Annotated in this window: 22 protein-coding genes; 6 read left to right on the forward strand and 16 right to left on the reverse strand. The window is 36.4% G+C overall.

What is annotated here, in order from left to right; translation table 11 throughout:
• Positions 1–27 precede the first annotated feature (27 nt).
• From yfmH to ACTQ5J_RS03380, 9 genes are all read right to left on the reverse strand, one after another.
• Positions 28–1,314, reverse strand: coding sequence for an EF-P 5-aminopentanol modification-associated protein YfmH (gene yfmH, locus ACTQ5J_RS03340; protein WP_441750587.1), 1,287 nt, complete (start codon positions 1,312–1,314; stop codon positions 28–30).
• Complete coding sequence (locus ACTQ5J_RS03345) at positions 1,307–2,584, reverse strand: M16 family metallopeptidase (RefSeq protein WP_441750588.1); 1,278 nt, start codon at positions 2,582–2,584, stop codon at positions 1,307–1,309. Before ACTQ5J_RS03345 ends, yfmH begins: the two co-directional genes overlap by 8 nt.
• A 104-nt stretch (positions 2,585–2,688) precedes the next feature.
• Entirely contained in the window at positions 2,689–3,642 is a 954-nt protein-coding gene (locus ACTQ5J_RS03350) for an ABC transporter permease (protein ID WP_441750589.1), read from the reverse strand.
• On the reverse strand, positions 3,642–4,730 hold the full coding sequence (locus ACTQ5J_RS03355; protein ID WP_441750590.1) for an ABC transporter permease: 1,089 nt from the start codon (positions 4,728–4,730) through the stop codon (positions 3,642–3,644). The genes ACTQ5J_RS03350 and ACTQ5J_RS03355 overlap by 1 nt, the downstream gene beginning before the upstream one ends.
• Positions 4,731–4,733: 3 nt before the next feature.
• Positions 4,734–6,353: an ABC transporter ATP-binding protein gene (locus tag ACTQ5J_RS03360; protein ID WP_441750591.1), complete on the reverse strand. Its 1,620-nt coding sequence runs from the start codon at positions 6,351–6,353 to the stop codon at positions 4,734–4,736.
• 191 nt (positions 6,354–6,544) lie between these two features.
• Positions 6,545–7,573 (reverse strand): BMP family lipoprotein, encoded by a 1,029-nt coding sequence (locus ACTQ5J_RS03365; RefSeq protein ID WP_441750592.1) that lies wholly within the window; start codon positions 7,571–7,573, stop codon positions 6,545–6,547.
• A gap of 173 nt (positions 7,574–7,746) precedes the next feature.
• Positions 7,747–9,825 carry a LysM peptidoglycan-binding domain-containing protein gene (locus tag ACTQ5J_RS03370; protein ID WP_441750593.1) on the reverse strand — a complete coding sequence of 693 codons (2,079 nt, stop codon included), beginning with the start codon at positions 9,823–9,825 and terminating at the stop codon, positions 7,747–7,749.
• Between the two features lie 162 nt (positions 9,826–9,987).
• Positions 9,988–11,016, reverse strand: coding sequence for a BMP family lipoprotein (locus tag ACTQ5J_RS03375; RefSeq protein WP_441750594.1), 1,029 nt, complete (start codon positions 11,014–11,016; stop codon positions 9,988–9,990).
• A gap of 295 nt (positions 11,017–11,311) precedes the next feature.
• Positions 11,312–14,080: a DNA translocase FtsK gene (locus ACTQ5J_RS03380; RefSeq protein ID WP_441750595.1), complete on the reverse strand. Its 2,769-nt coding sequence runs from the start codon at positions 14,078–14,080 to the stop codon at positions 11,312–11,314.
• A 143-nt stretch (positions 14,081–14,223) separates the two neighbouring features.
• Here ACTQ5J_RS03380 and ACTQ5J_RS03385 point away from each other — a divergent pair, with 143 nt between their 5' ends.
• From ACTQ5J_RS03385 to ACTQ5J_RS03395, 3 genes are all read left to right on the forward strand, one after another.
• Entirely contained in the window at positions 14,224–14,499 is a 276-nt protein-coding gene (locus ACTQ5J_RS03385) for an acylphosphatase (RefSeq protein WP_441750596.1), read from the forward strand.
• Positions 14,500–14,601: 102 nt separating this feature from the next.
• A complete protein-coding gene (gene yidC / locus ACTQ5J_RS03390) occupies positions 14,602–15,570 on the forward strand; it encodes a membrane protein insertase YidC (protein WP_441750597.1) in 969 nt (322 codons plus the stop codon).
• Positions 15,571–15,689: 119 nt separating this feature from the next.
• Positions 15,690–16,823 carry a M20 metallopeptidase family protein gene (locus tag ACTQ5J_RS03395; RefSeq protein WP_441750598.1) on the forward strand — a complete coding sequence of 378 codons (1,134 nt, stop codon included), beginning with the start codon at positions 15,690–15,692 and terminating at the stop codon, positions 16,821–16,823.
• A gap of 68 nt (positions 16,824–16,891) precedes the next feature.
• Here ACTQ5J_RS03395 and ACTQ5J_RS03400 read toward each other — a convergent pair whose 3' ends face one another.
• From ACTQ5J_RS03400 to gndA, 3 genes are all read right to left on the reverse strand, one after another.
• Complete coding sequence (locus tag ACTQ5J_RS03400) at positions 16,892–18,379, reverse strand: sensor histidine kinase (protein WP_441750599.1); 1,488 nt, start codon at positions 18,377–18,379, stop codon at positions 16,892–16,894.
• Between the two features lie 3 nt (positions 18,380–18,382).
• Positions 18,383–19,084 carry a response regulator transcription factor gene (locus ACTQ5J_RS03405; RefSeq protein ID WP_441750600.1) on the reverse strand — a complete coding sequence of 234 codons (702 nt, stop codon included), beginning with the start codon at positions 19,082–19,084 and terminating at the stop codon, positions 18,383–18,385.
• A 194-nt stretch (positions 19,085–19,278) separates the two neighbouring features.
• Positions 19,279–20,721 (reverse strand): NADP-dependent phosphogluconate dehydrogenase, encoded by a 1,443-nt coding sequence (gene gndA / locus ACTQ5J_RS03410; protein ID WP_441750601.1) that lies wholly within the window; start codon positions 20,719–20,721, stop codon positions 19,279–19,281.
• Positions 20,722–20,863: 142 nt separating this feature from the next.
• On the opposite strand from gndA, the gene ACTQ5J_RS03415 reads away from it, so the two are divergent.
• The gene (locus tag ACTQ5J_RS03415) at positions 20,864–21,007 is read left to right on the forward strand and encodes a DUF4044 domain-containing protein (protein WP_441750602.1); all 144 of its coding nucleotides are present in this window, start codon (positions 20,864–20,866) and stop codon (positions 21,005–21,007) included.
• 253 nt (positions 21,008–21,260) lie between these two features.
• Here ACTQ5J_RS03415 and ACTQ5J_RS03420 read toward each other — a convergent pair whose 3' ends face one another.
• The 4 genes from ACTQ5J_RS03420 to rpmG all read right to left on the reverse strand — a co-directional run bounded on the left by ACTQ5J_RS03420 (position 21,261) and on the right by rpmG (position 23,792).
• A complete protein-coding gene (locus ACTQ5J_RS03420; protein WP_441750603.1) occupies positions 21,261–21,659 on the reverse strand; it encodes a rhodanese-like domain-containing protein in 399 nt (132 codons plus the stop codon).
• A gap of 12 nt (positions 21,660–21,671) precedes the next feature.
• The gene (locus ACTQ5J_RS03425; RefSeq protein WP_441750604.1) at positions 21,672–22,646 is read right to left on the reverse strand and encodes an ROK family glucokinase; all 975 of its coding nucleotides are present in this window, start codon (positions 22,644–22,646) and stop codon (positions 21,672–21,674) included.
• Positions 22,647–22,660: 14 nt separating this feature from the next.
• Complete coding sequence (locus tag ACTQ5J_RS03430) at positions 22,661–23,365, reverse strand: rhomboid family intramembrane serine protease (RefSeq protein ID WP_441750605.1); 705 nt, start codon at positions 23,363–23,365, stop codon at positions 22,661–22,663.
• A 274-nt stretch (positions 23,366–23,639) separates the two neighbouring features.
• Positions 23,640–23,792 (reverse strand): 50S ribosomal protein L33, encoded by a 153-nt coding sequence (gene rpmG, locus ACTQ5J_RS03435; protein WP_441750606.1) that lies wholly within the window; start codon positions 23,790–23,792, stop codon positions 23,640–23,642.
• A 419-nt stretch (positions 23,793–24,211) separates the two neighbouring features.
• Here rpmG and ACTQ5J_RS03440 point away from each other — a divergent pair, with 419 nt between their 5' ends.
• Entirely contained in the window at positions 24,212–24,616 is a 405-nt protein-coding gene (locus ACTQ5J_RS03440) for a hypothetical protein (RefSeq protein WP_441750607.1), read from the forward strand.
• Between the two features lie 15 nt (positions 24,617–24,631).
• Positions 24,632–25,252, forward strand: a complete 621-nt coding sequence (locus ACTQ5J_RS03445) for an endolytic transglycosylase MltG (RefSeq protein WP_441750608.1) — start codon at positions 24,632–24,634, stop codon at positions 25,250–25,252.
• Position 25,253: the final 1 nt, after the last annotated feature.

Genomic DNA, 25,253 nt, shown 5'->3' on the forward strand with positions numbered 1-25,253 from the left:
GAATAATGTCCGAATGATTAATTCTTTTTAAGCAATCGGTAAAATAACTGCACGGCTTAGTTCCGCAGTTGTCCAATATTTTTTTCCATATGCGATAACATCAGATAGTGTCATATCTTTTAAATATTTCAAAGTATTAAAATACTCATAGTCATCAAACTCACTTTCAATAATAGCATACGCTATATTTTCTAGCGAATTATGCATTTGCAGTAAGTCTCCAATTCTTCCTTTTATCACTTGTTCAAAATGAATCTGATTTAAATCAAAAGAATTCTCCCAATCTTTGAGCACATTTTCCCATTCTAATAAGATGTCCTGGGGATAGTCAGTTGAAACGCTTAAATATAAATAATGCATAGGATTTTTTGAAGAAATCATCCAATCAAAACTATTATCAATCCATTTCTTCTCATACCAAGCTTGAGAGACAGACGCCGTTGGACCAAATAATAAATCTATCAGAACAGCGCTTTGAAGTGTTAATCGATGCAACTGGTCATTACTCGCGTTAATCTCCCCCAAACGAGCGCCTAATGCTACTAAGGGTTGACTGACTTCCATTCTAACTGTTTGCTTATCCACAACAGAGCTTTCCAAAAGGACTGGTTTTGATTGATAAACTAACTCTGGAAATTTTTTCTTAGATTGATTGACTTCTATCAAGGGAATTACTTTCTCAGGGCTAATATTCCCAACCAGAATCAAACTCATTCGAGAGGGATGGTAAAAAGCATTATAAGCGTTCGTAAGATCCGCATAGGTCGTTGCATTAACACTTGCTACACTTCCAGCAATATCAATAGCTGCAGGATGATTAGGATACAGTCCTTCTAATAATAACTGATGAATTCGCCAATGAGGGCTATCAAGATAAGATATAATTTCTTGTTCAATAATTCCCTTTTCTTTTTCGATCCCATCCTTTGTAAAATAAGGTGTTTGAACAAAGTCTAGTAAAGTTTCAATATTTTTTTCGATTTGAAAAGAAGTAGAGAATAAATAACTTGTTTGGAAATTCGTAGTAAAAGCATTGGCCTGTGCACCTTGTCTCATGAATTTGACGAAAGCATCTTCACCATTTTGACCTTCAAACATCTTATGTTCCAGAAAATGAGCGGCACCGGCTGGTATTGGAATCACTTCACCAGTTTGTACATTCTCAATAGCCACGTCTAATGAACCAAAATTGGTGGTCAAAATACCATATACACGATGATAATCTTCTTTGGGAATCAATGTCACACTCAACCCATTTTTAAGTTTGGTCTGAATCATTGTTTCGTCTACATCCTTAAAAAATTGCTTATGCATCCAATTCCCTTCCTTTCAATACAAAACTCGTAATAGCCTTTAACTCATTGAGTAATACCAACAAATCTTCCTCTTGAACATCTTCAACATAATCACGATAAACGTTGGCATCTCTAGGAAAAGTTGGCTGCAAAAATTGATTAATTTGCAAATACAACTCTGTCTCTTGATAATCTCTAGATTGGATATGATCACTGATTAATGTAAACTTAACCTCCGCTAAAAAACTTTTATCGGCAACTTTTTCTTTCACTAATTCCAACAGATTATTCACTTCATTCATTACATGACCAACCTTTTCACCATCAACTGAAGCAAAAACCAGCAATAAGCTCCGTGAAAAATCAACAGATGAATAAATAGAATAAGCCAAACTTTGACTCTCGCGAATCTCCATGAACAACAATGAATTCGGCAATCCACCAAATATTGCATTCAACAGTTGCATTTGTACTCGCCCACGTAACGTACTGATAAAGGGGAAATGATACGCCATTGCCAAATGGCTTTGTTTGCCATCAACTTCTTTAGTAAATAGTTGGTATGATGTTTCGGGCGCAATAATTTGATTATTACTGTAGTTATAATCAATAACTCGAGAGGATAATGGCCACTTTCTTACCGTAGTCATTAACTTTTCTTCGCTAAATTCACCATGAACGCCAATCAATACCAGAGACTCATCTAATAGTTTTCGATACTCCTGCGCTAAATCTGCTAACGTTAATTCTCTCAATATTGAATCGCTACCTAGACCATCCAAATATTTAGTTGTATCATTCTGGTAAATTTTCTCCAGTAGATTTTGGGCTACTAAATTCGTTTTAACATCTTTTCGACGTTTGATTCTTGTCAATAATAATTGCTTTTCTCGTTTAAAACGCGCCAAAATAAATTCATTTGAGTCATCAAAACTTTGCTCGAACAGCAGTGAGTAGATCAATGAAAACCACTCACTCAATAAATTCGGTGCTAAATCTTTTATAAGTGACGGTCGTACTAAAGTAGAACTTAGTGTAAATTCAAGAAAATTACCGTTTCTTTGGACTGAAACGCCTAAGCTTGATCCATATAAGTTGGCCAATTTTTGTTCTAATATTCCCTTGTTTTTAATTGATATAGACCCATCTTCAATCATTCTAGCAATTAATGATCGTTTAGAAGCAGAAGCTACTGAATATGGCGTTATAAATTTAACGACTATCATATTCGATTTGTATTTTTTCGATAATTTGGTATCTAGATATATCCCTTGATATAGTTCTTTCACACTCTGTCTCCTCATTTAACAAATAATAAAAATAACCGAAATAGCGACCTACGCTTCATAAGCTAGTCACTACTTCGGTCATAAAACTCAGTCTTTTCGTTGTTCTATTTAGTCTTCACATAAGTTGTACCGTTGGCAGCAGGTCCTCTTGAGTTCCCAACAAATCCAACTAATACAATAATTGTAATGATATAAGGTGCAATTTGCAAGAACACGGACGGAATTGCACTAATAAATGGAATTTGTCCTCCAATAACAGCCAAACTTTGAGCAAAACCAAAGAATAATGCTGCCCCCATCGCTCCTAATGGATTCCATTTACCAAAAATCATTGCTGCCATCGCCATGAAACCTTGACCAGCTACAGTCGAGATAGAGAAATCTAATGAAATAGATTGAGCTAAAACCGCTCCACCCATACCTCCAAAGAAACCGGATAATAAGACACCTGCATAACGCATCAGATAAACATTAATTCCTAACGTATCGGCTGCTTGAGGGTGCTCACCTACTGAACGTAATCTTAAACCAAAACTTGTTTTAAAGACCACAAACCAGGCAATGACGGCTAATAAGATACCAACATAAGCAGCTAAGGACGTTCTAGTAAAGAAAATTTGCCCAATAACTGGAATTTTACTGATGATAGGGAAGTTAAAGTAACCAAACGATTCTCGAATAATATCAGTTTGGCCTTTACCATCAAACATTACACGAACTAAGAAAATACCTAGAGCAGGCGCCACTAAGTTTAACACTGTACCAGAAATAATATGATCTGCTCTTAAATTAACTGTTGCAACTGCATGAATTAAAGAGAACAGTATCCCAATGAAACCACCAAACAACATCCCAAACCAAGGAGTCCAGTCCCCTAAAGTCGGTGCCATTGCAAGGTTGAAAATAATGGAACTGAACGCCCCCATTACCATGATACCTTCCAAACCAACGTTTACAACACCACTTCGCTCAGAAAATACGCCTCCAAGCGCGGTATAGATAAGTGGCGCAGAGTAAACAAGTGATGAGGATACGATTAAGGCTAAAGTTTGTACCATTATTCATCGCCTCCTTCAGTTTGAGTAATTACTTCTTTATTTGCCATAGCAGGTTTTTTTCTTTTATCTAGGAAGTAAGTAATGATATAACTTGAACCTACAAAGAAAATAATTGAGCCAGTAACAATTGATACAACTTCTTGAGGTACTTTTGCCGCTAATGGCATTAAGTTCCCACCAGTTTTTAGGCCACCAAATAAGAAAGCAGAGAATAATACCCCAATTGGGTTATTTGCACCAAGTAAAGCAACAGCCATACCATCAAAACCAATCGCTGGTGCGACCCCGTTTTGCATGAATATATTACCAAATTCACCCAAACCACTCATTACTCCACCTAATCCAGCTAAACCACCTGAGATAACCATGGCTAAAATGATATTCTTCTTAGCATTCATTCCTGCGTAATTAGCTGCATGTCGGTTTAAGCCTACAGCTTCAAATTCAAAACCAACAGTCGTCCGTTTCATCATAATATATACAATAACCACTCCGATAATTGCTAAGAAAATTCCACCATGAATTGTGGAACCCTTGGTTAAATCAGTTAACCATTGAATGTCTAACGATGCATTGTCTCCAACAAACGGTGACCGGTCCATACGGTCCGTCATCACATTTCTAACGACATAATCACTAATATAAACAGCAACATAGTTCAACATAATCGTCACGATAACTTCACTCGTATTAAAGTATGCCTTTAAAAAGCCAGCAATTGCAGCCCATAAAGCACCTGCAGCCATCCCACCTAGTATAGCTAATGGTAAAGCAATTAGTTTTGGTGCATCTGGTAATGATACTCCAATCCAAACAGACACCAGCCAACCAGCTAAGGCTTGACCAGAAAGTCCGATGTTGAAAAAACCAGCAGTTGATGCCACTGCAAATCCTAGACCAGTGAAAATTAATGGTGTTGCTGCTCGAATTGTCTGTCCAGTAGCAAAAGGCGTTCCTAATGCTCCCTCATACAAGGCTTTGTAACCAGCAATCGGATCATAATTAAAGACTAACATAACCAACGCACCAAAAATCAAACCAATAATAACTGTCAAAATAGGTACTAAAACACCTCGAAATTTTTGCATGGCCTATACACTTCCCTTCACATGAGTCGTTCCAGCTTCAGAAAGTTCTGATGAATTAACTTCACTGACCGTTTTATCAGTTGTTCGACTAGCTAGAACTTCTTCAAAAGTTGTCCCTGCCATTAGTAGTCCTATTTCCTGTTCATTTGTCTCATTCGCAGGCATATCTGCTACTACTTTTCCATCATACATGACTAAAATTCTGTCTGAAACATTCATGATTTCTTCTAATTCAAAACTCATCAGTAAGACTGCTTTATTTTTATCACGTTCATTAATTAACTCTTTGTGAATAAATTCAATCGCACCTACATCGAGTCCACGTGTTGGGTTCGCTGCAATTAATAGATCAGGATTGCCTTCAACTTCACGTGCAATAATTGCTTTTTGTTGGTTTCCACCTGACAGTGAACGAGCGGCTACTTTTTCTGAAACAGTTCTTACATCAAACTTTTTAATAAGTTCTTTTGCACGAGTTTCTATTGCTTTAAAGTTTAAGAAAACAGAATTTGAGTATGGGCTCTTAAAATAGTCTTTAAGGACAATATTACTTTCTACAGCCATATCTAGAATCAAACCGTGTTTATGACGGTCTTCTGGAATATGACCTACACCTATTTGGTGAATTTGACGTGGATTTAATTTGTTTAATTCTTGACCATTTAGGGCCGCATGACCTTCTTCAATTGGTAAGAGACCAGTTAAAGCAAGAATTAATTCTGTCTGACCATTACCATCGATACCAGCAATACCAACTACCTCACCATGTTTTACATTAAAACTTAAATTATCAACTGCCATTATACCTCGTTCATTTTTGACAACTAAATTTTTAACTTCTAAGGCTACATCAGTTGGTGAAGCTACTGACTTTTCAGTTTTAAAGGAAACAGATCGTCCCACCATCATATCTGCCAGTTCTTTTGATGATGTATCTGCGACTTCTACTGTTCCGATTGACTCGCCACGTCGAATGACGGTACAACGATCAGCTACTTGTTTAATTTCGTCTAATTTATGCGTAATAATGATAATTGACTTACCTTCTTTAGTTAATGATCGAAGCGTCAACATTAAATCATCAATTTCTTGAGGTGTTAATGATGCCGTGGGCTCATCGAAAATTAAAATGTCTGCACCTCGATATAAAGTTTTTAATATTTCTACACGCTGTTGCATACCGACACTTATATTTTCTATTTTGGCATCTGGATTTACTGCCATACCATATTTCTTAGAGATTTCTAAAATCGCTTCCTTGGCAGCGACACGATCCAACATGATACCTTTCTTAGGCTCAGTCCCTAAAATAATATTCTCAACGACAGTAAAATCTTCTATCAACATAAAATGTTGATGGACCATGCCGATCCCTCGTTCGTTCGCAACAGATGGTGAATTTATCACCACTGGCTCACCATTCATCAGAATCTGCCCATCAGTTGGCTCAAGTAAGCCCGATAGGATATTCATTAATGTAGACTTACCGGCACCGTTTTCGCCGAGTAAGGCATGGATTTCTCCTTTACGAAGTTCCAGATTGATATTTTTATTTGCGAAAAACTCACCAAATTGCTTTGATATATTTCGCATCTCTATTACGGGGAATTGTTTTGTTTCCATACGTAATCCTCTCATTCATAGTTAGTATTTCAAACGCTTACTTCCACTATTTTATATTATAACAATTTACAAAAGAATTTGCAGTTCAATTTTGGTAGTTTAGCTATGAAATAGACATATTCCGAAAAAAATAAGACTGACATTGTCAGCCTTATTATTGTAAGTTATGTTGCTTATATATTCAAGCGAATTTAGTTTTCTGGAGTTTCTGGAATTTCAACTTCTCCAGCGATAATTTTCTCTTCGTACTCTTTAACTAATTCGTAAGTTTCTTCAGAGATGTTACCTTCAGTGATACCCACACCACCGTCAGCTAAACCATAAGTTGTATTACCAGCCACAAAGCCATCTGTTTGAGTTTTCTCAATAAATAACTTCACTGACTCTCCTACTTGTTTAAGTGTAGAAGTCAATGTTAAATGACGCTCTTCTCCGTCAACTTCAATAACACCTTCAGCTCCTTGATCCATATCTACACCAACCACCCAAATGTTTAATGAAGGGTCGTTCGCTACTAAGTCTTTAGCTTCTGAGAATACACCGTTTCCTGATTCACCAGCAGCTTGGAAGATAATGTCTGCTCCGTTTGAGTATATTGCAGCTGCTAATTGACGTCCGCGTGGAGCATCGGCAAAACTTCCCACATATTCAACTGAAACTTGGATTTCTGGATTAACGGCTTGTGCCCCAGCGATATATCCGGCTTCAAAACGGTCAATTACAACACCTTCTACTCCTCCGATAAATCCGATATGTCCTGTTTCTGAGGTAGCTGCTGCAGCTACACCAGCTAAGAATGCTGCTTCGTGATCTTTAAAGTTTAAAGATGCAACGTTTGGTTGTTCTACAAATGAGTCAACAATTGCGAAATGCTTGTCTGGGAATTGTTGAGCTACATCATTAATTGCAGTTTCTAGTTTGAATCCAATTCCAAATGTAATATCAAAATTAGCTTGTACAGCTGAATTTAAGTTTGTTACATAGTCAGAGTCGCTATTTGATTGTAAGTAATCATATCCACCTACACCACGTTCTTTGCTATTGTCATTGCCCCATGCTTCAATCCCTTCCCAAGCACTTTGGTTAAATGATTTATCATCTACACCACCTTGGTCAGTAATCATGATTACTGAGAAATCTTCTTGTGCAGATACCACTGCTGGTGCAGTAAATCCTGCTAATAATAAAGACGCTGAAGCTAAAGCTAATGATTTTTTCATTTTGTTTTCTTCCTCCAAAAAAATAGTTTTATTGAATCTCTAGAATTCATTACTATCATATTCTAAATAAATGCTTCCCGCAACAAAATGCGCATGTTACCCTTCTTTAAAATCCTAACGTTCGTATTTTTAAATTAGAATCAACCGTTTAAAGCATTAAACAATTTATCTGCTTAACTCATTACAGCCGTAAAAATCTTTTTGGCCAGTGTTGCAATTGAACTATCAGACCAATAATCTGTCAGAACAGTTAATACATAAGGTCGCTTACTGTCTACAATCGCAGTCGAATGATTATAATATGGCCACCAGGCGCCAATTTTTTGGAATACGTTTGCTGAAACAGTATCTAATTTAGTGTGATCATAGTTAGTTTTATCTAAAGCGCTCATCGCATACTGCTGAGGGTGTTCATGAATATAGCGCATAACTTTGTTCACTTCTCGAGGTGTCATTGTCCTTGAGTAACTTGTAGCACCATATACTTCTTGGGTGAAGCGATTAAAATCTGTTTTATCACGATAACCAACATAATGAAGCAACATATTACTAGCTAAATTATCCGAATGGGCAATGGTACGATAAACGATATCTTTTAATGTATAAGATTTATTCTGGTAGTTTTCATACTGAATTGTTCCACTACCACCCCAGGCGTACGATTCTGAATGATTATAGATAGCTGAGTTATATTTCAATGGTGTGTCCCAGGACAAGTTCTCTTTTTCTATCTGGTCTAACGTATAAGCTATCAGAACAACTTTAGGTACTGACGCGCCGTACATCGCTACATCGCCACTTAATGAAGCTGTACGTAAATCGTCTTCCAATAAACTTTCATAAAACACATGAATTGGAGAGTTTTTATACTGATTTAATACTGCTTGAACTGCTTGATGGGTCCCTGTTAAAGAATCGCTGGGAATAGTTGGTTGTTGTTCTGTTTTGTTTGGCTCTGTTACAACTAATCGATCCCCTGAGTAAATATAATTTGAAGTAAGCTTATTCCAAGTCTTCAATTGATTGACAGTTATGCCGTTTTGAGTTGCAATTAACCATAAGTAATCTCCTGATTTTACTGTATAATACTTTACTGAGGTTTTGTCTTTATCTTCAGAACCAGTTTCAGGCTCTTTTTCATTACCTTTGTCTGGTTCAGGTGACTCAGTTTCTGGCTTACCAGTTTCAACTTGTTTAGATGGATCGCTAACTGCCAATCGATCACCTGAATAGATATAATTTGAGCTTAATTTATTCCATTCTTTTAATTGGCTTAATGTGATGCCATGCTGAGTAGCAATTTTCCATAAATAATCTCCTCGTGTGACTGTATAATAAGCAACTGTAGGCTTAGGTTCTGGTTTGGGCTGTGGTTTCGGTTCGGGTTTCGGTTCGGGTTTCGGTTCGGGTTTCGGTTCGGGTTTCGGTTCGGGTTTCGGTTCTATTGGTGTTGGCGTCACGATTTTAGGATTAGATACTAAGAAACGATCCCCTGAGTAAATATAATTAGACGTCAGATTATTCCAACTCTTTAACTGATTGACAGTAATTCCGTGATCTGTGGCAATTTTCCATAAATAATCCCCTGCTCTAACTGTGTAATATTTGCCCGTTTCCGAAACCGGTGTTTTCTCCGCTTCTGTTTCTTCTGGTTTTGGTTGGTTAACCGCGGGACCGGATATTAACAATTGATCTCCTGAGTAAATATAATTCGAAGTTAAATTATTCCATTCTTTTAATTGTTGTACTGTTACACCATAATTTTGACCAATTAAATATAGATACTCCCCTGACTTTACAGTATGAGTCTGAGTTTTAGCCAAAGACATTGTAGTAGCTATAGCTATTGTTGGCTCATTTACAGTCATTCCACTCTCATCCTTAGGCTCATCCAATCGATCCTCATTATCTTTGCTGCTTTCTTCCACTAACTTATCTTGTTCAACTTCTGAATCAATTACCGTTTCCTCTACTGTCTCTTCTTTTTCAAGTGACTGATTTTCTAAAGAGTCTATTATTGGTAACTCTTCACTTTTGATGCTTTGTTCTTTTACAATATTTGATAATTGCGTGTCTGAGCGTTGTGAGGTTTCTGAGTCAACGATCAGCAATTCTGATTCCAGTTCAGTTGGTATATCAACTGAGTGACCAAGCTTTTCTGCACTGACTGTTTGTAGCGATAAGGACATTGCTGCAGTGCTTAGTCCAACGATAACCCATTTGCCTTTTGACTTTCGCATAATCTTCTTCAATAATAAACCCTCCATATAATCTCATTAATAGAAATTGTAACTTACGTGTCAAACCATTACCCTTTAAAGAAGGCGCTCTCATCATAAATCTGTTTTTCAAAACCATAAATATATTCGTCAAAAAGAGCCATGTTTTCACATGACTCTTCCTGCCTTATTCAATTATTCAGCGGGTGCTTCTGGCACTTCAATTTCACCGTTGATAATTTGTTGTCTGTACTCTTCGATAGTTTCTAAATGTTCTTCAGCAATATTACCTTCAGAGATTTCTACACCACCGTCGGCTAAACCGTACACATGATTTCCGCCTTCAAAGTTATCTGCTTGAGCAAGTTCAGTAAATTGTTTGACAGCTTCACCAACACCTTTAAGCGTTGAAGTTAATGTTAAATGACGCTCTTCGCCGTCAATTTCAACGATTCCTTCTGCCTCTTGGTCTAAGTCGACACCGATAACCCAAAGGTTACGTTCTGGATCGTTAGCAACAATGTCTTTTGCTTCTGAGAACAAACCGTTACCAGTAGCTCCTGATGCGTGGAAAATTACGTCCGCACCGTTTGAGTACATAGCAGCTGCAATTTGACGTCCTTTAGGCGCGTCAGCAAAGCTTCCTGCATACTCGATAGAAATTTCAATGTCTGGATCAACTGCTTGAACACCTGCAACGAAACCAGCTTCAAAACGTCCGATTACAACGCCTTCAACTCCTCCAATGAAGCCAACATGGCCAGTTTCTGAAGTTAATGCTGCAGCAACACCTGCTAAGAATGAAGCTTCGTGATCTTTAAACGTTAACGATGCAACGTTTGGTTGGTCAACTACAGAGTCAACGATTGCGAAATGACGATCAGGGAATTGTTGAGCAATGTCATTGATTGCAGTTTCTAATTTGAAACCGATACCAAATGTGATATCAAAATTAGATTGTACAGCTGTATTTAAGTTTGTAACATAGTCAGAATCACTATTTGACTGAATGTACTCAAAACCGTCTATGCCTTGTTCTTTACCTTGCTCTTCTCCCCATGCAGTTAAGCCTTCCCAAGCACTCTGGTTAAATGATTTGTCATCCACGCCACCAATATCTGTAACAATTACTGCAGAAAAATCATCTTGAGCAGCCACCATCGTTGGTGCCGCCACCCCTACCACTGATAAGACTGATGCAGCTAAAGTAATAATTTTTTTCATATAATACCTCCTTGTTATTTGGATACGCTTTCCAACTTCATTATATTAAACTTTTGCAAATATTTCAATATGAAAACAAAAATTATTTTCATACACGTATATTGCTAACCACAAGTATCACACTTCTAGGAACTACTCTCCATTCTGGCTCTATGATGATTCTATCAGATGATTGGTTTGATTTCGCTGGCAACATTAGATTTTAATGTGTTATTTAATGTTGTTTATCATAAAGTTGACATGAAAATATCCTCTATGTAATTAAAATCGTTACATAGAGGAATATTCTTAACAATTACACATCTAATGGTTGATCGCCAATCAGTACTTGACGTGGTTTACTACCATCTTGAGCGCCTACATAGCCAATTGCTTCTAAATCATCAATCAATCTGGCCGCTCGGTTGTATCCGATTCGGAACTTTCGCTGTAAGTGAGAAATACTGACTGTCTCAGCTCCTTTTATGAGTTCTACTGCGTCTTCGAAGTATTCATCTTCTGATAGTTGAGCACTATCCGATGTGTCTTCTTCTAACACCATAATGGTCTCGTCGTATTCTGCATCTTGTTGATCTTTAATAAATTCAGTAATTCTTTCAACTTCGCTATCTGAGATATAGGCGCCTTGCACACGCACTGGTTTATTCTTACCCATTGGTTGGAAAAGCATATCCCCGCGGCCTAATAACTTCTCGGCACCATTACTATCCAGTATAGTTCTCGAATCTGTTCCACTTGATACAGCAAAAGCCAGTCGTGATGGAACATTCGCCTTGATAATCCCTGTTATAACATCAACAGATGGTCTTTGAGTAGCGATGATCATATGTATTCCTGCTGCTCTGGCCATTTGTGCAAGTCGAATAATCGCATTTTCAACTTCGTTACTCGCAACCATCATTAAATCAGCTAACTCGTCAATAAAGACAACAATCTTAGGTAAGCGTTCGTAGCCAGTTCCTTCTTCAGCATTGTATGTATCAATCTGTTCATTATAACTATCAACATTTCGCACACCCGTAGCTGCAAAAAGCTCATAACGTCTTTCCATCTCTTGGACGATATTATTCAATGCTTTAGCTGCCTTACGCGGATTAGTAACGACGGGCGATAATAAATGAGGAATACCATCGTACATTGTGAGTTCTACTTTTTTAGGGTCAATCATTAAAAATTTCACTTCATCTGGTTTAGCTTTCATTAACAATGACACGATGATAACATTCATTCCAACCGATTTACCACTTCCCGTTGCACCAGCCATAAGTAAATGGGGCATTTTGCTTAAATCAGCAAGACAGACTGTTCCAGAAATATCCCGACCTAAAGGAACTTCCAGAATATTCGGACTTTCCAGACCAGCTTCAATGATTTCTGCAAAAGAAACGGGACTTACTTGATTGTTCGGGACTTCAATTCCAATTAAAGACTTGCCTGGAATTGGTGCTTCCATTCGTATGTCTCGTGCCGCCAATGCTAAGGCGATATCATCAGAAAGAGAAACAATTTTACTGACTTTCACACCGATAGCAGGCTCGATTTCGTATTTAGTAACGGAAGGTCCTAAATTCGCTTTAACAACGACGGCTTTAACACCAAAACTTTCAAAAGTCTTCTCAAGTTTATCAATATTAATATTAATTCGTTCATATTCTTCTGATTGATCAACTGGAGCAATTTTATTTAACAATTTCTTGCTTGGAAGTTGATAAGCTTTTGAGCGTTTAGGCTTCTTAACTTCTTGCTTTTGTTTAGAAGCAGCTTCACTTTCAGATAAAACGACGTCTAAATCATCCTGAGTTAAGTCTTGTTTTTTATTTGATCCTTCTTGCCAATGAGCCGCTGCCATATTATTTAATGTTTCTGTTGTTTGACCGGTAGCAGGCATCTCTTCCGGAAGTTCTAGAACTGTTGCGTTTGTTAAACTTTCTTCTGGAGGCGGCGAAGTATTCAATGATTCAGCTTGTACAATTGGTATTTGCCTTTGCTTAGTTTCTTCGCTTGATTCCTGACTTCCTTTAACTCTCGAAGTCATATTAGTCATTTCATCGAAATAATCTAAGTCTAAGACAAGTGTTTTTCTTTCACTGGCTGCAGTACTAGCTAATGTGTCTCTTGCTGTATAGGGTTGCCAGTTCGTCTTTGTTTCTCTTTCAATCGACGGCTGATAGCTAGATTCAAAAGTAGCTGATTTAACTTTCGGATCAGCATAATTCGCTACCTTATTTGGCTTAAATAGTTTCTCAAAGAATGGCGATTTCTGTTCAGTATTTGTCTTTAGCACCTCAATTTCTTCTAACTTATCTTGATTTACCTGTTGAGACGTCACAATTTGAGCTTTCTTTTTCTCAATTGCTGGTACGTAATCTTTATCAGTCACTTCCACACGATTAAATACATGCTTAATTTGCTCAAAGTTAGGGAATAAAGCGTTAAAACTTGCGAATAGGCCGTTCACTAATTGTCGACCGGCTGAAAGTAATTGCTCAATCGAACAATCAACGACCATAAACAAACCAGCAAAAAACAACATAAATACAAGTAAATAAGTTCCCCACTGACCAAATAAATAACCAAAGCCTGCATAGAAGGTAGCACCTAACATACCTCCACCTAAACTTTGGTAATTTTGACTAGTCAGTAACTCATTTCGAAAAATATCGAATGTTAGACTGAAAATAGTATTAGCTGTTGCACCTTCACTAAAAAATGTATTGAAATGCAGTAAAGTAGTAATTGATGCCATAACTAAAACACCACCAATCAGTTGTTTACCTCTAATAATTATGAGTCGCCCTTTGATAATAAGTACAAACGAAAAAATTGTAATCAGCGATAATAATAATGTATAAGCTTCTCCTACAAATAAACGGAATGTATTGGCGAACATTAGTCCAAAAAATCCCCAATTAAAAAGTGCGACCACACTAAAGAAAAAAATGGCTAAACCAAGCAATAGGTACATGGGTTTATAAGCTTGATTATCCTTTTTAGTAGTTGGCTTGCGTTTTTTAACAGTTGTCTTATTTGTTTCGATCTTCTTCGTTGTTTGATTAGTTGCCAACTCTACATCCTCCTAATCCTTATATAATAAATGTTTTTTTTGATATAATAGTAGCATCTAGCATTATAACATTACTTTCTTCATTTTTCGAACCTTGTCTTAAAACTAATGCGTCAAAGCTAAACAAGAAGGGGACTAAATTTATGAAAACATATCAAATCATTGTAAACGGTCGTGTACAAGGTGTTGGTTATCGTGCTCACATCCATAATTTGGCAAGTTCAAAAAAATTAAAGGGTAATGTTAGGAATTTATCTGATGGTTCAGTCAAAATCATTCTCCAAGGAGATGACCTGGATCTAGATACGATGGATAAAATTATTTATAAAAAAGCGCATCCTTTTATGAATGTCACTGAATCTAAAGTGGAAGAAAGGCCTAATACAAAGACTTATAAAGATTTCAAGATTGTATACTAAATAATATTTAGTTAACATGGTTACTTATTTCATAATTCTTATTGAAAAAGCTTCCGTTATTCGCTATAGTATTGAAGTATGAATTTTACAAGGAGTGTGAAAATGAGAAAACTTTCTATAAATAAACAAAAAATCCAAATGATTGGCTTACTTGTATTAGTGGTATTAGTTGCGTCAGGTTGTGTTTCTTATGACACGGCTGGTAATCCTTCTGGCTGGGTTTATGAATACTTAGGACGTCCTGCTTCCTTTTTCTTAGACTGGTTAGCAAATGTATTTGGTGGTAGTTATGGTATTGCGATTATTATCGTAACAATCATTACTCGTTTACTGATGATGCCCTCTTCTATCAATATGACGAAGAATTCAATGATTAGTCAAGCGAAAATGAAAATTGCTCAACCGGAAATCGATGAAATTAAAGCGGAGATTGAAGCAACGAGTGATGCACAAGAACAAACAGCGTTAAATCAAGAATTAATGGCTGTTTACAAAAAGTATGATATTGATATGTTTGGTGGTTTATCCGGATGTTTACCTTTAGTCATCCAAATGCCAATCATCTCTGCCGTTTATGCAGCTATTCGCTCATCACAAGAAATTCGCACCTCTAGTTTCTTAGGTATTAACCTAGGTGAGCAAAGCATTCCATTAGTGGTCATCGTTGTAATTGTAACCGCCCTTCAAGGTTGGGCAATGCAAAAGAACACGCCTCAGACTGATAATCCTCAAGCAAATCAAACGGGACGTACGATGATGTTAATGAATCCATTAATGATCGGGTGGATTTCTTGGATTTCTGCTGCAGGTCTTGGTTTATACTTCTTAGCAGGTGGTATTTTCGCTCTAGTGCAACAACTTTATACTAATAAAATTGTTCGTCCAAAAATCAAAGCGATTGTTGCTGAAGAAGAAGAAAAACTAAAACGTTCACCGCGTAAGCCACGTAAGGCTCGTCCAATACAAACACAAACCAAAAGTGATGGCAAAAGCCAACGCTTAGTACCAACAAAAAATGATCCAACAGTTAACACGGGTAATCGACGGAATGCTGGAAAACAAAAGCGTTAATCATTACAAGATGTTATTAAGTCAAGACCTTTAAAAGTCTTGGCTTTTTATTTTATTCACTTGCTTAAAATTATAATCAAGTTATAATTATCTCATTCGATTTCTAAGGAGATTTCAATATGAGCGAAACAAAAATAGATGAGCACTTGATAAAACTTACTCGCAACTTACGCAAAGAACTTCATTCTATACCTGAATTATCTGGGCAAGAATTTAAAACAAGAGAGCATTTAATTTTATTTTTAAAAAATTATACTTCAGTTGAAATTCATGATTTTGGTACTTGGTTCTACGCAGTCCATCGGGTAGTTAACCCTATAGAAACAGTTGTATTTCGAGCAGATCATGACGCAATATTACATCCCGATGGTCACCCATTTCATGGTTGTGGCCATGACGGACATTCAGCTATACTAGCTGGCTTAGCCTTACTCCTAGAAAATGCAAATCTCTCAAAGACGATTATCTATCTTTTTCAACCGTCTGAAGAAAACGGACTGGGCGCTAAAGAGTGTTTAAGACTTTTTACACTCGAGAACGTTGATCGAATCTATGGGATGCATAATTTCCCTGGCTTCGAACTAGGTCAAATTTTAACGCGTTCAGGTACATTCATGTGCGCTTCAGTAGGAATGTCTATTACATTTACTGGAAGACAGACCCACGCCGCCACTCCCGAACAGGGATTAAACCCTGCATATGCTATTGCTAGACTTATATCATCTCTGGCTCCCTTGTCAGAATTTAAGGGCTATCACCCTATTACTTGGCAGAATATTACTTTTTCGAGTATGGTTTTAGCAACTATTATTAGTACTCAAATTGGTCATACAAATCATTTTGGAATCTCTCCGGACAATGGAAACTTGCAACTTACTCTAAGAGCAGAGAATCATCGAGATCTTCAAACGTTAATTCAAGCAATCGAAGAGCAAGTTAAATCATTAGTGTTAGAGTCAAATTTGACTTTTACAATTGCTTTTATTGATGATTTTGTTGAAACTGCTAATGATGAAGGTAGTGTGAACGATTTTTTAAACCTAATGACCATTGCGGATTTATCTGTCGCTAGACTAGCCGAACCTTTCAGACCATCAGAAGATTTTGGTCATTACTTAATTTCAAAACCAGGTGTTTTTTTTGGAATTGGGGGTGGTGTAACAACTGCACCATTACATGACATTAGCTATGAATTTCCAGATGACATTATACCTTACGCCATGCGTGCTTTTTACTCTTTAGCTTTAAACTAATAAAATGAAAAAAGTTCGTCTACCATTTTAAGGCAGACGAACTTTTTATTCTATTATCTAACGTTATATTAGATATTCTTATGTTCAGCAATTTGTTTTAATTTATAGACTTGACGCGTATCAGTTAAAATTGGAAATTCAATATAGAAAATTGACCCATGATTCAAGACACTTTCTACTCGAATATCGCCTTTATAGCCCTCTACAAGTTGTTTAGCGATACTTAAACCTAAACCATTCCCGCCTTTATTTCTAGAACGTGCTTTATCTACACGATAAAACCGCCCAAACACTCGCTCTTTGTCATCATCAGTCATTCCTTCTCCAAAGTCTTGTACTGCAATTTCAACTTTTGTGAGTGATTGACTGACTGAAACATGAACTTCTTGACGATTACGGCTGTATTTAACCGCATTATCTAAGAGTATAATCAGAACTTGTTCAAAGTGATTACGGAAAATCCTTACATAAAGCTCGTCCCCATCCTTTTCACCGTCTAAATAAAATTGGAAGTCAGGATACAAAATAACAAAATTGTTAAAGACTTGACGTGTTGTAGAATTTACATCTGTAATTTCATCTTTGTAATCAATATCCACATGATCGGCACGTGACAGATCAAGCATTTCTTGAACAAGCCCTTTCATTCTCGTGATCTCTTGTAAGGAAGCAGATATTGATTCTTCTAGAATTTCAGGATCTTCTTTTCCCCAACGATTAAGCATTTTCAAATGTCCCTCAACAATAGCAACAGGTGTTCTTAATTCATGGGAAACATCTTCCACAAATTGTTTTTGATTGCGAACATATAAGTCGATTTTATCGAGTAAACGATTGACATGAATACTCAAGTCGCTCCATTCATCATTACTAGAGGGTTTGCGTACTCTAAGTTCTGACAAGTTCTCTTCTTCTACTAAATCTAAACTATTATTTAAATAAGTTAACGGTCGTAGGAAACGATTAGAAATTAATACGGAAAAAATCATCGCTGTAGCAAGTAAAATTAGTACTACCCAGAGAAAATGTGAATGTTGGACCCTTTCCATCTTACGAATAACTTCAGGCGAAACTAAAAACTGAAGTGTTCCTAACATCTGTTCATTATCTTTAGATAGAATTGGCGTATTACCTACATAGGTTTCTGTGCCTTCAATAATTATTGCCGTTAGTTCTTGAGATGAATCAGTTTTTGGAACAGTTATGCGACGCGTTTCAAAAATCAACTGACTCTCGTTGTTAAAAAGTCTGACTACTATATCTTCGTTTTCAAGATAACTTAAATAGTCGTTAATCATCTCATTACCTGTTAAGCTGTCTTCTTCAAAGTCAGCTTTTTGGAAAGGTTCATCCAAACCAGCTAACATATTTTCAATTATATTAAACCTCTGTTGGCTAAAAGAACGTAAATGATCATAACGACTAGACATCGTTTGTTGATGATAAAGAGTCACGCCTAGCAAGCTTACGCTAAGAAAGCTAATTAATAACAAAATCCCCCATTTCCATTTTAAGGAAAGGGGTTGTTTTGTATCTAAAAGTTGTGGTAATTTCATAGATTACGTTCTCATTACGTAGCCTGTACCACGAACAGTTTGAATGTAACTATCTTGTCCAGCAACATCGATTTTATTACGTAGATAACGAATATACACATCAACTACGTTAGTCTCAACTTCTGATTTATATCCCCATACTTTATCTAGTAATACTTCACGGGACATCACCATATTTAAGTTTTCCATTAAGAATAACAATAACTCATACTCACGTTTCGTTAAGTCAATGACTACGTCATTACGTCTAACGATACGATTTGCTTTCTCGATGACTAAATCACGATATTTAACCGTTGGTTGTTGTTGAGATCTTTGTTCATCTTCCGTTTCAATACGTCTGAATAAAGCGCGTAAACGCGCCAATAATTCTTCAATAGCAAACGGCTTAACAATATAGTCATCTGCTCCCTGGTCTAAACCAGAAACACGATCGATAACAGAATCTCTCGCAGTCATGATGATGATTGGAGTATCTTTAACTGGACGAATTCGACGACAAACTTCTAATCCATTCAACTCTGGTAACATTAAGTCCAGAAGAATAACATCCCAATCTTCGTTCAGCGCAGTTTCAAGACCACTTCGCCCATCCATGCAAATAGCAGTTTCATAACCTTCATGTTGTAATTCTAGGTCTACAAATCGTGCTAAGTTTTTCTCATCTTCAATAATTAATATACGTTGCTTCTCTTTTTCTGTCATAAAAGGAATCTCCTCCTTATTGATATTTTATCTACTTTATTAATTTTACACAATTAGTTAGCATATTGCTATAGATTTATCTTAGTTTTCTAATAATAACCTAATGTATTTCTACTTTTTCACCATTTTAAGCACAAATAACCTCTCACTGCTCGCTAGTGATTAGCTAAACAGTGAGAGGAATGATGAAAAAACTAATCTTCTAATTTTTCCTCTTTGCCTTCATTCCATAAGAAGTGGAATGTACCTGGTTTATCTACACGATTATAAGTATGTGCACCAAATAAATCACGTTGCGCTTGAATCAAGTTTGCAGGTAAAACTGCTGAACGGTAAGAATCGTAATAACTAATAGCACTTGAGAAAGTTGGTACTGGAATTCCAGCTGCAATTGCAGTTGATACCACATGACGAACTGCCTCATGATTATTAGAAACAATGTCTAAGAAATAGTCATCTAACATTAAGTTTTGTAAATTCCCATCTTTGGCATAAGCATCTGTAATTTTTTGTAAGAATTTAGCACGAATAATACAGCCTTCGCGGAAAATACTTGCAATCTCTCCATATGGTAAATTCCAGTTGTATTCTTCACTTGCAGCATTCATTTGAGCAAATCCTTGAGCATAACTCATAATTTTACTAAAATATAGAGCGTTGCGTAAAGAATCTATGAATTCTGATTTTGCAGAATCATCTAAATCTAATTGAGCATCAACATTAGGTATAATCTTACTTGCAGCCACACGTTGATCTTTTTGAGAAGAGATAAAGCGAGCAAAAACTGATTCTGTAATTAACGACAGTGGCTCACCTAAGTCTAAAGCACTTTGAGATGTCCATTTTCCTGTCCCTTTATTACCCGCACGGTCCATAATTACCTCTACCATTGGTTTACCAGTTTCAGGATCGTAAGTTTGTAGAATTTGAGCAGATATTTCCATTAAGAAACTATCTAATTCACCATTGTTCCACTCTTCAAAGATTTTACCTATTTCTTCTGCTGGCAAGCCTAGTCCACGATGCAATAGGTCGTACGACTCAGCAATCAATTGCATGTCACCGTATTCAATTCCATTGTGAACCATTTTTACATAATGACCGGATCCGTTTTCACCGATATACGTCACACACGGTTTGCCATCTTCAGCTTTTGCAGCAATTTTTTCAAAGATCGGTGCTACTAAATCATAAGCTTCTCTTTGACCACCTGGCATAATCGCTGGTCCTAATAAAGCACCTTCTTCTCCACCAGAAACACCTGTACCGATAAAGTTAATACCTGATTCAGCTAAATATTCACTACGACGAATTGTATCTTTATAGTATGTATTTCCACCATCTATCAGAATATCGCCTTTGTCCAAATGTGGTAATAAGTTTTCAATTGTTGCATCTGTACCTGCACCTGCTTGAACCATTAACATGATTTTACGTGGTGTTTCTAAACTCGCTACAAACTCTTCGATCGAATAAGTTGCTTTAAGATTTTTGTCTTGATTTTCACCTAACACTTCAGTAGTTTTTGATCCTGTTCTATTATACAAGGCAACTGAATAGCCACGACTCTCAATATTTAATGCAATATTGCGTCCCATAACAGCCATACCAACTACACCAATTTGTTGTTTACTCATAATTTTCCTCCTCAAACTTTTAACTCAATTCTATTTTAACAAATTTTAATGATAGTTTAAAGTTTCTCTTCCTTTTCCCAATTGAATTGCTTCTTAATTTCCAGTAAACTATAGATATAGTATGTTATTAAAGGAGCTTTCAATGACTCAACAGTTTAATCAATACCCTAAAAAGAAAAAAAGTAAAATGGAAAAGATAATTAAAATTACTGCCATAATTATGGTTGTAGCAATGGTATCTTCTCTTCTAATTAGTTTGGTCATGAGTTTAAACGTCTTTATTTGATTTTTTTAAATTGGCCTAACTTTAAATAACTTTCGTTTATCATTGACGAAGAATTTTAGTGTAACATCAGCTTTTTCGTCAGATGAATCCTACTCATATAGAATCTTATTGACAAGCTTGCCGTTGCAGCATCAATTTTTCAATATGAGTCACGCACTTTAATCATACCTCACGGATTAAAGTGTGTGTTTATTATAGAAAGATACATAAAAAAACTGTCTCCTTAATTCATTAAGAAGACAGTTTTTTTATTTTATTTAATATTAGACTTGATTTTACCCGTCCAGTTCGAAAAACCACCTTTAAGGATATGAATCTCTTGATAGCCGTTTTTACGTAGGATGTTTGCTGCACGCGATGTGTAGTTTAATGAATCATCGTACAAATAAATCTTTTGATCACGACGAATTTCATTAAAACGAGCTTTAAATTGAGATATGGGGATATTACGTGCACCCAACACATGATTCGCATCGAACTCTGCTGGTTCACGAACATCGATAACTTGGACTCTACGAATATTCTCATTCATTTCGACCGAGTCTACCATCGTTGCTGAAAGTTTACGCATTACCCATAACCATAAATAATAGATACCGTAAAGTGCAGCAATAAATAACAGTGTAAATAAAATCATTTCAACTAACGTCATAGCAACTAACCCTTACCCTTCTTTTGTCTGTAAACGAACTAATTGAGCCGCTCCCATAATTCCAGCATCATTACCTAATTGAGCTAAAACTAACGTCTCTTTGTTACGAATTTGCGGGAAACAATACTCAATAAATTGTTCGTTTACTTTATCAAGTAGAAATTCACCGGCTTGAGCAACACCACCAGCTAAAACAATCTTCGATGGATTTAAACTGTTCGCTAAATGTGAACAGGCTAATCCTAAGTAATGAGCAAAGCGATCCACTACTTGTAGGCCAAAATAATCGCCTTCTTTAGCTGCATCAAAAATATCTTTCGATGTTACTTCCGATCCATCATCAATACGTGCTTTTACAATAGAGTCTCCAACGTACTCTAAAGCGAAATGACGAGCTAGGTGCATAATACCTGTTGCTGATGCAACGGTTTCTAAACACCCTTTTTTCCCACAAGTACAATCAAATTGTCCTTGTGTATCAATTGTTAAATGGCCAATCTCACCAGCAGTTCCTGTCGCACCACGAACTAGCTGACCATTGACAACCACTCCTCCACCAACACCGGTTCCTAAAGTAACTGTCACACAGTCTAAAGCTCCTTCGCCTGCGCCTTTCCATTGTTCTCCTAATGCTGCGATATTCGCATCATTTTCAATGTAGAACGGAATATCGAAAGCTTTCTCAAACGCTTTACCTATCTCTTGCAAAGTACTCCAGTTTAGATTGTATGCGCCAATAACTGTTTTAGTATCAGCATCTACTTTACCAGGTGACCCCATGCCGATTCCAAGGAAATCTGCAGCAGACATCTTGTAAAGTTCAATTCTTTCTTCCAAAGATTCTATCAGGTTTGGCACAATATGTATCCCATCTTCAAGAATATTTGTACTTACAGTCCATTTTTCTAAGATTTCTCCTTTTAATGATATAATCGCCATTTTTGCTGACGTTCCACCTAAATCAATTCCGATTATTTTATCTTTCATTAATAATTGCTCCTTTAAGAATATTGATGAATACCATACATGATTAATAATACAGTCAAAATGACTCCGATTACAAGTGCTAAAAGACGTTCTTTTTTGGATGTTTCGTTTTTTATTGCTAAACCAACAACCAAAGTGGCAATTGCGCCATAAATGGCCCCACCGAAATGGCCCCAATTATCTATACCAGGCATTATCAAGCCATTAAAAACGTTCAACACAATTAAAATAGTGTAAGTAGATGCTCTTTGCTTTAAAGCATGGACTCGAGGATACATCTTCGATAAAACGATAATTGAAGCAAACATGCCAAATAATGCAGTGCTCGCTCCAGCAGACACACTATCACTAAAGGCAAAAGAAAAAACATTTCCTCCGATAGCCGCGATGAAATAAACCAACGTAAAGCGCCAATGTCCCATTATTCTTTCCAATTCTTGCCCAAGAAAATAAAGTGTAATACCATTCATAATTAAGTGTTGGATACCAATGTGAAGAAAGGCTGCACTCAGCAAGCGCCACCATTGTTGTTCAGCGATAATTAAAGGACTAAACTTTGCTCCCATTAATAGCAAAACGTAGGTGTTTTCTGTCGTACCGAAACGCCAAAGCGTGATTAAATAAACAATTATGTTTAAACTTAAAAATAAATAGGTCATAAAAGGTCCATCTGAGTGAAAGACTCTCTTCTGGTTAAACAGTCGATAGTTTTTTTGCATTAAACCCCTCTTTTCTGCTCATTTATTTAATAATGAATCTTTAACTGACATATCACTGTAAATGCTCGCCTAATAACTATACATTCAACTTTTTTTGAAAATAAGTTTTGATTTTAGTCTGTTACTTGAATATTTTACCATTAAGATACTGTCTTGTCATGATTTTAGGGTTAATGAGTATTTTATTAATAAGCAGAGCGGTTATATAAACATTTAGACAAAAACAGTTAGCAACGTTGTGGCTGCTAACTGTTTTATATCATACAAATATGAATTATTTCTTAACTTCACGGTGAAGTGTTGCTTTACGCTCACGTGGACAATATTTTTTAGATTCTAAACGATCAGGGCTATTACGTTTACTTTTGCTAGTTAAGTAGTTACGTTCGCCACATTCTGTACATTCTAGGTTGATGTTTACGCGCATTGATATCCCTCCAAACATTATTAGTATTTGTAATATTATTGATTTCTTCAAACAATACTAAAGCATTATATCATTAATCTTTGAGTTTGGCTATGTTTTTTTTGAAAACCACTTGATTTTCAAAAGAAACGATAGCTGTAAACATTTAGTATTTTTTTCGAATATCATTTTACATCGTACTCAAGTTTTAGTTGAATAACAAGTCATTTTTTCAACAAATTTAACTTATAATTTTAGTTTATCTACTTTAGGCGATTTTTATATTAGGAATCTAAGGATAGAATATGATATAATGATTAAGCATTTTAGAAGATAGCATATAAAATTAACTAGACTGTAATGAGCAAATAGTTGAAACTTTTATTGCGTCTGATAAAATTAAAGAATGAACAGGTAAATTAAATAGATGAGGTGAAACCATGGATATATGGATTTTAGTAATTGCCCTACTAGTCATTGCTATTATTTTATTTGTAATTTCAATGTCTGGTAAAGACTCTAGTAATGTTGAGGAACAACTAAGCGAGTACACAGTACAACAATCTCAAGAGTTGTATACGATTAAAAGTCGTCTATCTGAGTTAGAACGCGAGCAACGTCAACCGTCGCTAAGCCCTACTGATGACTATGACCATACAACTGAAGATGCAACTGATTTTGCTGAAGGTGATGAAACTTACCCTGAAGCCGTCTCTGATATGACTCGCGAAGAAGTCATTCGTTTATACTCTCAAGGATACACAATGCATGAAATCGCGCATGAAGTTAAACTTAATCCACAAGTTGTTCAACATGTGATTGATGATTATATCGAAAATCGTTAAGAAAGGATCGAGCTTATGAATAAAAGTAGTTTACGTTCGCTAGCACTTGGATTCTTAGCTTCCGGTATTATTACAGGAGCCTATGCGATTTTCTTTCAAGGACATGTACCTGTACAAGGTATCACTGTTCCTACTGTCTTAACTTCTAATTCTGTTGCTCATGAAGAAGAGTTGGCAAAGTATCGTGAAGAAATGAGTTCTCTTATTACTGAACGCGATGCTTTAGAAGAAGATCTAGGCACTAAAGACGAAGAAATCGCATCTTTAACTCAAAAAAATACTGGTCTAGAAAGTCAAGTTGCTGAATTGCAATTAGAAAACCGCTCAGTTGCTGGTGAGGATACTGATAGTGAAGATGAAACAACAGAAGCCAATTCTGAAGAAACATCCGAAGATGAATCAGAAAATACAGCTGCTGAGGGCAGTTTCGTTATCGCTCAAGGTGAAACGTCTGTTGACATCGCAAGCAACCTAGAAGCAGCTGGTTTTGTTGAATCAGCCTCTGAATTCCAAGCTTTACTTGATGAATGGGGATTAAGTTCCATCATCCAAGCTGGTACTTATGAATTAACCGCCGACATGTCAATCCATGACATTGCCAATGAATTAACTCATGGTGCTTATTATTACTATTAAC

The sequence above is a fragment of the Fundicoccus sp. Sow4_F4 genome, from assembly GCF_052116145.1.
GTDB lineage: Bacteria > Bacillota > Bacilli > Lactobacillales > Aerococcaceae > Fundicoccus.